Below are 1,665 nucleotides of genomic sequence, written 5' to 3'. Positions count from 1 at the left end.
GCTTATAAGTTTTATAAAAAATATTTTAAGTAGATTTCATTTCTTATTTTTACAAAAAAATAGATTTTGAAATCGAAGATTCACGATCACAAAAACAATATAAAATTTTGAGTAAAAACATAATTATCACAGGAACTTCTCGCGGAATTGGATTTGAACTTGCTTTACAATATGCAAATGCTGGACATCAAGTTTTGGCCATTTCTAGAAAAACACCACAAGAATTAATTGACAATCCAAATATCACCTGTCTGTCCATCGATATTTCGCTTGAAGAAGAGATGCTAGAAATCGATAAATTTATTTCTTCCACATGGAAAAAGGTTGATATTCTTATTAATAATGCTGGAAGTTTGATCAATAAACCCTTTTCGCAACTATCACAAAAAGATTTTGAAAGTGTTTACAAAGTAAATGTTTTTGGTGTTGCCAACTTAACAAGAACGTGTTTACCGTATATGCCAAAAGGAAGTCATGTGGTTTCTATAAGTTCGATGGGCGGAATTCAAGGAAGCATGAAATTCCCTGGACTAGCAGCTTATTCGTCAAGTAAAGGCGCAATTATTACTTTATCTGAATTATTAGCAGAAGAATATAAAGAGCAAGGAATTGCATTTAATGTTTTGGCACTTGGAGCTGTAAATACCGAAATGTTGCAGGAAGCATTTCCTGGTTATGAGGCACCAATTTCACCAAAAGAAATGGCAGATTATATCTTTAATTTTGCCTTAACAGGAAATAAATTCTACAACGGAAAAGTGTTGCAAGTTTCTAGTTCAACTCCATAAACTTATAAATTGAGTAGCAATGGTAATCTGAGTTGACGGTTGTAGCTACTTCAATATGATTTTCTTTATAATTTCTTGTAAAATCTAATGTAGATTCTTCAATTTTTTCTTGACTTTTTAGTTCGCAAATAATTCTGTTTTCTTCAAATAAAAGTGAAAATTGAATAGGGAAGGTGTAGTTGTTTTTGATTCTCAAATCTTTGTATCCATAAACTACAGTGGCGTCTGAGCCCAATGGTGTAAAGCGCTCGTCTTCTTTATAAATGTCTACCGAATGATTGTAACGTTCTACTATTTCTAAATTTCCTTTCAAAGCTGTAAAATAAATAATACTTGAAAGCTGACATAATCCGCCACCAATTTCTTCTGAAATTTTACCTTTTATAATATTTCTTCCGGTTTTAAATCCGTTTTTTTTTAATGGCGAACCAATAACTTTCCAAAACGAAAAAATTTCATTCGGATTGATAATTACTGTTTCAATTTTACTTGAAGCGATTTTTAAATTGTGAATTTTATTGTCATAAAATGCTCCTTGTTTAATTTCTTGAATGGTAGAAATGGAATGTAAAAAAGATGTTTTTTCAGTATTAGCTTTTGCAAAATCAATTTTACTATCAGATAAAAAACGTTTTGCCAAACGAAATTTTAGTTTTAAATGCTTCGGAATAATAGATTTTAAATTCATTTTTTTTCTAATTCAACGATTATATAAGAAGCATATTCTTTTAAAAAGGAGTTGCAAAGTAAAGTGTCAATTTTGCTAAAGAAAGGTCTCGTCCAAGTTGGAAATCTATGAATTGGAAAGAAAAGAATTCCTTTGTAGGTTTTCAATTTCCAATTGTTTTCTGTCATTTTTAGAATTTCTGCGATAGAA

General features: G+C 30.1%; 2 protein-coding genes and 1 pseudogene. 1 reads left to right on the top strand and 2 read right to left on the bottom strand.

Features of this window, described 5'->3' with window-relative positions; all coding sequences use genetic code 11:
* The first annotated feature begins 104 nt into the window (after positions 1 to 104).
* Entirely contained in the window at positions 105 to 788 is a 684-nt protein-coding gene (locus DIU01_RS07110; protein ID WP_290832921.1) for an SDR family oxidoreductase, read from the top strand.
* On the opposite strand, the gene DIU01_RS07105 is transcribed toward DIU01_RS07110, so the two are convergent.
* Both DIU01_RS07105 and DIU01_RS07100 read right to left on the bottom strand, forming a co-directional pair.
* Positions 772 to 1,476, bottom strand: a complete 705-nt coding sequence (locus DIU01_RS07105) for a VanW family protein (protein ID WP_290832919.1) — start codon at positions 1,474 to 1,476, stop codon at positions 772 to 774. The two genes, DIU01_RS07110 and DIU01_RS07105, sit on opposite strands and share 17 nt — an antisense overlap.
* Positions 1,473 to 1,665: pseudogene (locus tag DIU01_RS07100) on the bottom strand (class I SAM-dependent methyltransferase); the annotation flags it as partial. The gene DIU01_RS07105 and the pseudogene DIU01_RS07100, both read right to left, overlap by 4 nt.

It is taken from the genome of Flavobacterium sp., assembly GCF_003525665.1.
In the GTDB taxonomy this organism is placed as follows: Bacteria; Bacteroidota; Bacteroidia; order Flavobacteriales; family Flavobacteriaceae; genus Flavobacterium.
The sequence above is the reverse complement of the archived record's forward strand: the minus strand, read 5'-3'. Positions and strand labels throughout refer to the sequence as shown.